Here is an 8,603-nt window from a genome sequence, read left to right as displayed (position 1 = left end):
TTTGAAGATAAAACAAGCAAAAAAAAGGATGACATTTCTTTGTCATCTTCAAATGGCGGAGAAGGAGGGATTTGAACCCTCGCGCCGGTAAATCCCGACCTACACCCTTAGCAGGGGCGCCCCTTCAGCCATACTTGGGTACTTCTCCACGGCTAAACTTATTACAAAGTGCTTTGGCGGAGAGGGTGGGATTCGAACCCACGGCGCCATTCAGCGTCACTGGTTTTCAAGACCAGCTCCTTAAACCGCTCGGACACCTCTCCTTTTTTTCCGGCACTTATATAGTATAGCAAATAGGCAAATCCATGTCAATATCTAAAAACTTTTTTTAATTCTCAATTCTGTCCAGTCCACCCATATAAGGTCTCAGTTTTTCTGGTATCAATATACTGCCATCAGACTGCTGACAATTTTCTAAAATAGCTGCCACAGCCCTTCCTACTGCCACACCTGATCCGTTCAAGGTATGTACAAAATCAGCTTTTCCTCTCACGTCCTGTTTATATCTTATATTGGCCCTTCTAGCCTGAAAATCTTCAAAATTGCTACAAGAAGAAATCTCTACATACCTATTATAGCTAGGCAACCAAACCTCTATATCATATTTTTTAGTAGCGGTAAATCCAAGATCGCCAATACAAATATTTACAACCCTATATGGCAATTTTAAAAGTTTTAATATCTCTTCAGCATCTGCAGTCAACTTTTCATGCTCATCGTATGAATCTTGGGGCTTTACGAATTTAACTAGCTCTACCTTGTTAAACTGGTGCTGCCTTATCAATCCTCTGGTATCCCTGCCTGCAGAACCTGCTTCTGAACGAAAACAAGCACTGTATGCCACATAATATAAGGGTAGGTTATTCCCATCCAATATCTCATCCCTATGCATATTGGTAACTGGTACCTCTGCGGTAGGTATCAGGAAATAGTCGGTATCTGCAACTCTAAATGCATCTTGCTCAAATTTAGGCAGCTGACCGGTTCCCTGCATGCTATCACGATGAACCATATATGGGGGAAGTATCTCGGTATATCCATGCTTTGTAGTGTGCACATCTAGCATAAAATTTATCAAAGCCCTCTCCAATCTTGCGCCCATGCCTTTATAAAAGGTAAACCTGGAGCCTGTTACCTTGGCCGCTGTAGCGGCGTCTAATATGCCCAAGTTTTCACCTAGCTCCCAATGAGGCTTTGGTACAAAATCAAAGATAGTAGGTTGTCCCCATTTCCTTATTTCCTGATTATCAGCTTCGGTTTCACCGTAGGGCACACTGGGGTGGGGGATGTTAGGTATTCTGAGCAACATGTAATTTATTTTAGTCTGTAAATCCCTTAATTCTTGATCACATTTTTTTATCTGTGAAGAAACTCTTCGCATCTCGCTTATAATATCCCTAGCATCCTTGCCTTGTTTTTTAAACTGTGCAATCTGCTGTGAAACAGTATTCTTTTTGTTTTTAAGCTGTTCAGCTTCCCGTAATATTTCTCGTCTATTCTCATCAATTGAAATCAAAGCATCAATATCAATATTTTCTTTTCTTTTCTTCAAAGCCTGTTTTATCATTTCAGGGTTATTTCTTATAAATTTAATATCCAGCATAATCTGTACCTCCCGAAAAAGCTTCATACATTAAAAAACTCATCCCAAAATAAAAGGGACGAGAAATTTCTCGCGTTGCCACCCTAATTGACTGCACAATAATTCAGCATTCCGCTCATTCTGATGCTAACGTTATCCATACGATGATACTTACTATAAATAATTTCAGTATACAGCTCTAGGACGGATTCAACACCTATCACCGCCGATTCACACCTTCCACCGGCTCTCTGAAGATAATGAGATGCCTACTTTTTCCCTTCATCGCTATTTTTAATTAATTCTATTGTTTTATTATATTATACTATACATCATTTATTATGCAAATATTTATTAAAACACTGTATAAATTATGCAAAAAATGTTAAACATTAAAATAGAGAGATATAAAAATCGAAAGGCGGTTAATACATGAACGATATAGATATGATAATTCAGTTAGCCAAACTCAAAGAAACAGACTATAAAAATACATTGGCAATCACAATCTTGATAGAACTACTGATAGAAAAAGGAATAATAGACAAAAATGAAATATCAAAGAAAGCAAATCAACTGGATGATATGCTGACTAATACTGTAGACAGATCAACTGCTTCAAAGTAAAACAATGACTATTTTTTCTCACAGGTAGATTCCCTTATTATAAGTTTAGGATCTACCATCACTTTCTCCAAGTTTTCTCCCTTGATCAGATTTACCAGCACAGTAGCGGCAGTACGACCAATTTTATACCAGTCGATATCTACTGTGGTAAGGGAAGGTTGTATGTATCTTGAAATATCTGTGTTTTGGTATCCTATAATGGATATATCCTGTGGCACCCTATATCCCACTTCTTTTGCAAACTTTATTGCCCCTATAGCCATCATGTCATTTGCAGCAAATATTGCACTGATATCTTTGTTATATTCAATGAGTTTATGGGTCGCTTGATAGCCACCGTCCAGTGTACTTTCACCACAAAAAATCATATTCTTATCCAATTTAATCCCATATCGGTTTAACGCCAAAAAATACCCATCCTGCTTGTCTCTATTAGAAACATCACAAAGATCTCCAGATATAAATGCTATATTTTCATGCTGGTTTTTTATAAGGTGTTCCACTGCCCAAAATGCGCCTTTGACATTATCAGCATTTACACAGGCAATAGTCTCTCCCTGAGCTACATGATCTATAACAACACACTTTACCTGATATTGCTCTATATATTTGAACATCTCTTCATCGATATCCGTTCCCAAAAATATGGTAGCAGTAAGATGTTTTTCTCTTGTAATATCCAAATACCAAGATTTATTCTTTTTGTCTATTAGGCTATTAGATATAAGTGTGACATCATAACCTTGTTGGTTGAGCACATCATTAATACCGCAGATTATTCTGTAATAATAAGATTGGTTTAAGCTTTCACCCTTATATTCATCCAAAAAAAGACCTATAGTCCTACTATCCTTTGTCACCAAACTTCTAGCAAATGCATTAGGTTTATAGTTATGCTTTTTGGCTATCTTTATTATTTCACTTCTAGTCTTTTTGCTTATATCTTGATAGTTATTCAACGCTCTGGATACAGTGCTTATAGATACGCCAGCCAGCTCTGCTATTTCCTTTATGCTTATAGTCATATATACCACCAATTTATTTAAAATATTAAATCTGCTTTAATACATATTCGACATTTTTAATAAAATCCCTTTTATTAGTTGCAAAAACGTTTCCGATATTTGTGTTCATTTAACTTTTTTGTTGTAGATCAGGTTGAGGCTATACTTTTATACTGCTGCAGTTGTAAATAATATACAAATACTACATATTTATTTTATATAAAAGGCCGAATTTGCATCAATGTATTGAAAAATATACCTTAATTTAATATAATAAATGTAATAACAAAAACGTTTTTGACGATTATTTTCAGCAAGATCTTTTTACTCATTGACCTCCTTAAATATAAAAAATCGGCCGTCGGGATATCCCTTCGGCCGATAGCGTTTTTATCTATAATTCTAATTTCATATCCCCATCTTTTATCCATCCTGCTTTTCTCATAAGTTCTGAAATCACAATAGTCAATACTGCTGGCAAAACAAAGTGTAAAAGTCCGGTTTTAAATAAAAATTCAGATATTCCTATTGTATCCTTCATGGCCTCCCAACTGCCAAACTGACCTACAAGTCCACTGGTACCCATGCCTGCTCCTGCAGGAATGTTCTCCATTTTAAAGATTGTAGTGGCAAGAGGTCCTACTATGGCGCTGGTTATTGTAGGCGGAAGCCATATTATAGGTTTTTTCATTATATTTGGAATCTGCAGCATAGAAGTTCCTAACCCCTGGGCTATAAAACCCCCTATCCCGTTTTCCTTATAGCTAGCAGCTGCAAACCCTATCATCTGTGCACAACATCCCACGGTAGCTGCTCCTCCAGCAAGTCCACTTATGCCCAACATTATAGCAATAGCTGCGCTGCTTATAGGCGCCGTGAGGGCCAGTCCCATTAGCACTGAAACTGCTATTCCCATAGGTATTGGCTTTAAATATGTTGCCTTGTTTATCAGTTCCCCGAACTGTTCCATGAAATATGCCACACCAGGTCCCACAAACTTTGCAGCCAGCGCTCCCATGACTATAGTCACCGCAGGAACTATAACAATATCTACCTTGGTCTCCCCGGCAACCAGCTTGCCAAACTCTGCGCCTATTACAGCTGCTATAAAAGCACCTACCGGGCCACCCAATTGAGCCCCAGCTGCACCTGTAATGGTGGATGAAAAAATAACCAAAGGGGGCGATTTTAGACCGAAAGCTATAGCAACGCCTATTGCAGGTCCCATCATTGTCTGGGCGACATCATATAATTCGACAAGAAAGCTTATCTTAAGCAGTTCCCCAAATTGTTTTAATATAAGTCCTATGATTAGAGATGCAAACAATCCTAATGCCATAGCCCCTAAGGCATCAATGCCATAACGCTTAAAAGAAAATTCTATATTTTTCTTTTTAAGAAAATCACTTGTCTTTTTACTATTCATGTCTTTCACCTCAAAAGTTTATATTTAAACATATTATACTGCATATACACCTGTCTTGTCACCTGTATGCAAAAAAAAATTATAATAGATATCCTTTTTGCTTCAATGCCGCCTCTATTGAATCCAATGTTTTTGGGCTATCAGCTTCTATTTTATGCAGGTGTACTCCATCAGTCAAAGCAGAAAGGGGCTTTGCATCCTTTGTTTTTATATCATTTACAAATTTTTTTACTTCAACTAGTGAAGAAACCATTATCATTCCGCTCAGCTCTCCATATACCTCATGTTCTATAATCACATTTACTACCTTGCCGCCATAGCTTACTACAGTAGTAAGCTCATCTTCTATCCCCGACCGATCATGATTTGATGCAATTATTCTTGAAAAACTTTGTGGGCTGTTTTCAGAAAAAATCAAATACCCTTGAGGGGTAGCTATAATTTCATACCCCTTTGCTCTCAATATTGCAATATCCTGCACTATTACCTGTCGGCTGACGTTAAATTTCTCTGCAAGTTGATTGCCAGCTATTGGTAAACTGCTGTTAGAAAGTGTCTCTATTATACCTTCCCTTCTCTGTTTCGAGTTCATAAATTCACCTCATTTTATGCGCCCTTTTGAATCAATCCCGAGAGAATAGATGTGCGAACTATTATCCCCAATAATTTGTTATCATCGTCAATAACTACTATGGGATATTTGGTTTCTGTAGCCTTTTCTATAAGGTCCTGTATATATACATCTTCATTGGTAGTAAAATAATCGTTCCTAAGAATATCTTTAAGTGAAGAGTTGCCTTCTTTTACAGCCTTAACACAATCATCTATGGTCACAATGCCTTCTAGAGCTCTATTCTTGCCCACTACAAATACACTGGATATATGATTTGCTTCCATTTCCTTTATAGCAACCTTCACACCATCTTTCAAGGAAACTAATGCATTAGGCTTTTTCATAACGTTTTTTGCCTGTATAATCTTTGTTCGGTCTATATTCCTTACAAAGTCCTCTATATATTCATTAGAAGGATTATCCAGAATATCTTCAGGGGTCCCTATCTGCACTATCTTGCCATCTTTCATAACAGCTACCCTATCCCCTAGCTTGAATGCTTCATTTATATCATGGGTAATGAATATTATAGTCTTTTGCATCTTGGATTGTATATCTAAAAGCTCCAATTGCATCTCCCTTCTTATAAGGGGGTCTAGGGCACTAAAGGGTTCATCCATCAATAATATGTCCGGATCATTTGCAAGGGCTCTAGCCAACCCTACTCTCTGCTGCATACCACCGCTCAATTCCCCAGGCATCTTATCTTCCCAGCCTTTAAGGCCTACATCTGCAAGGGCATCAAAGGCAATCTTCTTCCTTTCTTCTTTCTCTATGTTTCTTATTTCTAATCCATATTCAACATTGTTTAAGACAGTCCTATGGGTAAAAAGTCCAAAGTTTTGAAATACCATGGCCATCTTTTTCTGCCTGAATTCTCTTAACTGTCTTTTATTATACTTCACAATATTTTGTCCATCAACTATTATTTCACCTGATGTGGGCTTGTTTAAGAGGTTTAAACATCTTATCAATGTTGATTTGCCGCTGCCGGATAACCCCATTATTACGAATATTTCACCTTCTTGCACTGAAAATGAAACATTGTTCACCCCCACTGTCTGTCCAGTCCTTTTTAATATCTGCTCTTTTGTCCAGCCTTTTTTCAGTCTATTCAACGCTAATTTGGATTTTGACCCAAATATTTTAGTCAGATTTTTTACTTGAATTTTTCCAGCCATTTCACACCCCCTCCTTCTATTCTACGTATTCATACTTTTTAGATATTGTTTGAGTTATTCTATCTATAATTATTGCAAGAAATACAATACTTATGCCCGAATCAAATCCCATAGCGATATCCGACCTATTTATCGCTATCAGCACATTTTCGCCCAGACCTTTAGCTCCTATCATAGAAGATGTTACTACCATGGACATAGCCATCATGGTGGTCTGATTTATACCTGCCATTATAGTAGGCATAGCCTGAGGAAGCTCCACCTTACTGAGAACCTGCCATGAGGAAGATCCAAATGAATGAGCGGCTTCACGCATCTCTGTAGGCACTTCCCTTATAGCAAGATTGGTAAGTCTTATGCAGGGAGGAGCGGAATAAATAATAGTAGCAAATACCGCCGGAACAGTGCCTAGACCGAAGAAGAACATTGCCGGGATCAGATAAACAAAACTGGGCATGGTCTGCATTCCGTCCAGCAATGGTTTCATTATGGTTTCCGCTTTAGGCTTATATGCCATGAGTATCCCTAATGGAATACCTATTATCACCGCAATTATCACAGATGTGATAACTATGGATAATGTATATATCATCTCATTCCACAGATTCAGCGAGCCTACTAACAACAACATCACTGCATATGCCAAACCTGATTTCCAGTTTTTTACTCTCCATCCTATTATAAATATCAAAAGGATAAAAATATACCAAGGAATAAATATTAGACCGGACTGTATGTTAGATACGATCCACTTGATTCCCGTAGTCAATGCATCGAAAAAACCTTGCCAATTATCAGTCATCCATTTTACAGCTAATTCAATATAATAACCCAATTTAACATCAAATAAATTCGGAAATTCATTCATATTTTAAAAAACACCTCTTTTTATATATCAAAGAGCCTCTTTCACTTTCTGGGCCACATCTTCCGGAACCCAGTTTGTCCAAATATCCTCATGCTCTTTCAAGAACCATTCGGCTGCCTCATCTGCCTCTGCATCATTATCCTGCATGTATGCCAGCATTTCACTGGTGAGTTTTGTGCTGGTCTCATAGTTTTTCAAAAATTCTACCACTTCAGGAGCCTTGTCCACCATCTCTTTGTTTACTGCCACCGTCACTGTAACCCCCGGAAACTCGCAAGCATATCCATCCTCCCATTTTTCCTGGTCATAGGGCTCATCCTCTAGTAAAGTCATGTCATATTTTCCGGTTATCCAAGTTGGGTCCCAATAATAACCCAGCCAGGGCTCACCTTTTTCATAGGCCGACACCACAGAGGTGTTTAGAGCCGTATCTGAACCGGGGTTTAAATAAATATAGGTGTCCTCTAAACCGTAGGTAACCATTTTTTGTCTGAGTATCTCATCAGCACCCCAAGTAGGTGGTGCGCCATATATCCTGCCTTTGCCGGGATCATCTTCATCCTTGAATACTTCCCAATATTCAGGTAAATCTTTTATTGATTTCAAACCGGGCGCCATAGGTTCAATGCCTTTTTCAGCATCACCCTCTATCACGTAAGTGGGCACATATAACCCCTGGGCATTATCATCATAATTCACCGATAATTCCACAATATCCCCACTTTCTATTGCAGGCTGATATATATCAAGATAATTATCGCTCCATACTTCCATGTATATGTCGATATCTCCCTGGGCCAATCCCTTTATAGTTATCGGGGATGAACCGGTCATCACATCAGTTTTATATCCATATCCATTTTCTATAATTATAGAAGCTATATCATTATGAACTTTTATACTGTCCCATCCTGCATCAGCAAATACAAAGGTTTCTCCACCTTTGTCGCTTGAGCCTTGATCTTCTGATCCTCCAGAACACGCACTAAATGTCAAAACACTTGCAACAATAAGCAATATAGCTAAAATTTTTGCTTTATTTTGAAACTTAATAACAAACCACTCCTTTGATTTTTTTCACACAAAAAAAAGCATTAAAATGCTTTTTAAAAAAAGACAGCCTTCGCACAATATACTTGATTATAACTCAATAAAAATATTGTGTCAAATTTGCAATGCTAGCAAATCAACCGATAAATATCTAATAAAATACCTGAAGATTTATAAACCTTATAAATCAAAGCATACAATTATTTGAAGGTTTGCCTTGATATATATCGCCTTATTTTGTATGTGAGTAAA

8 protein-coding genes, 2 tRNA genes and 1 other annotated feature are annotated in these 8,603 nt (G+C 37.6%); of the genes, 1 reads left to right on the top strand and 9 read right to left on the bottom strand.

Annotated features, from left to right (window positions below; genetic code table 11):
* Positions 1–53: 53 nt before the first annotated feature.
* From PHP06_09590 to serS, 3 genes are all read right to left on the bottom strand, one after another.
* A tRNA-Ser gene (locus PHP06_09590) sits at positions 54–148 on the bottom strand.
* Between the two features lie 26 nt (positions 149–174).
* Positions 175–263: transfer RNA gene (locus PHP06_09585), tRNA-Ser, on the bottom strand.
* Positions 264–328: 65 nt separating this feature from the next.
* Positions 329–1,603 (bottom strand): serine--tRNA ligase, encoded by a 1,275-nt coding sequence (gene serS / locus PHP06_09580; GenBank protein ID MDD3840803.1) that lies wholly within the window; start codon positions 1,601–1,603, stop codon positions 329–331.
* Between the two features lie 51 nt (positions 1,604–1,654).
* Positions 1,655–1,877: a binding site (T-box leader), on the bottom strand.
* Between the two features lie 137 nt (positions 1,878–2,014).
* Between serS and PHP06_09575 the strand changes: the two genes are divergently transcribed.
* Complete coding sequence (locus PHP06_09575) at positions 2,015–2,209, top strand: hypothetical protein (protein MDD3840802.1); 195 nt, start codon at positions 2,015–2,017, stop codon at positions 2,207–2,209.
* 8 nt (positions 2,210–2,217) lie between these two features.
* Here the strand turns inward: PHP06_09575 and PHP06_09570 are convergent, their stop codons facing one another.
* From PHP06_09570 to PHP06_09545, 6 genes are all read right to left on the bottom strand, one after another.
* Positions 2,218–3,234, bottom strand: a complete 1,017-nt coding sequence (locus tag PHP06_09570; GenBank protein ID MDD3840801.1) for a LacI family DNA-binding transcriptional regulator — start codon at positions 3,232–3,234, stop codon at positions 2,218–2,220.
* A gap of 373 nt (positions 3,235–3,607) precedes the next feature.
* Positions 3,608–4,639, bottom strand: a complete 1,032-nt coding sequence (locus tag PHP06_09565) for a PTS sugar transporter subunit IIC (protein ID MDD3840800.1) — start codon at positions 4,637–4,639, stop codon at positions 3,608–3,610.
* Between the two features lie 79 nt (positions 4,640–4,718).
* Positions 4,719–5,231: a transcription repressor NadR gene (locus PHP06_09560; protein MDD3840799.1), complete on the bottom strand. Its 513-nt coding sequence runs from the start codon at positions 5,229–5,231 to the stop codon at positions 4,719–4,721.
* A 14-nt stretch (positions 5,232–5,245) separates the two neighbouring features.
* Positions 5,246–6,433: a glycine betaine/L-proline ABC transporter ATP-binding protein gene (locus tag PHP06_09555; protein ID MDD3840798.1), complete on the bottom strand. Its 1,188-nt coding sequence runs from the start codon at positions 6,431–6,433 to the stop codon at positions 5,246–5,248.
* A gap of 16 nt (positions 6,434–6,449) precedes the next feature.
* Positions 6,450–7,301 carry a proline/glycine betaine ABC transporter permease gene (locus PHP06_09550; protein MDD3840797.1) on the bottom strand — a complete coding sequence of 284 codons (852 nt, stop codon included), beginning with the start codon at positions 7,299–7,301 and terminating at the stop codon, positions 6,450–6,452.
* A gap of 27 nt (positions 7,302–7,328) precedes the next feature.
* Entirely contained in the window at positions 7,329–8,297 is a 969-nt protein-coding gene (locus tag PHP06_09545) for an ABC transporter substrate-binding protein (GenBank protein ID MDD3840796.1), read from the bottom strand.
* Positions 8,298–8,603: the final 306 nt, after the last annotated feature.

Source organism: Clostridia bacterium, assembly GCA_028698525.1.
In the GTDB taxonomy this organism is placed as follows: Bacteria; Bacillota; Clostridia; order JAQVDB01; family JAQVDB01; genus JAQVDB01.
The sequence above is the reverse complement of the archived record's forward strand: the minus strand, read 5'-3'. Positions and strand labels throughout refer to the sequence as shown.